General features: G+C 34.5%; 1 protein-coding gene. It reads right to left on the minus strand.

The genetic code is table 11. From position 1 onward, the window contains the following. Positions 1–255 (minus strand): RNA-guided endonuclease TnpB family protein (locus AAIE21_RS29505; RefSeq protein WP_343269887.1); only part of this gene is annotated, 255 nt, incomplete at both ends.

Here is a 255-nt window from a genome sequence, read left to right on the forward strand (position 1 = left end):
GATGTGTGCCACAAGAAGAGCAATCCCACTCACGAATTGTTAGATTTTTAACATCTTTGTTTTTGGATTCACAATTGGAACATAATTGACTAGAAGCAAATGTTTTAGATACTACAACAACTTGTTTGCCATACCACTTTGCTTTATATTCCAACATAGTTCGAAATTGTGACCAAGATACTTCACTAATCGCTTTTGCAAGCTTTCTATTTTTGAGCATATTACTGATTTGTAAGTCTTCCATACCGATGGCAT

It is taken from the genome of Paenibacillus sp. 102 (genome assembly GCF_039549175.1).
Lineage (GTDB): Bacteria > Bacillota > Bacilli > Bacillales > Bacillaceae_G > Bacillus_A.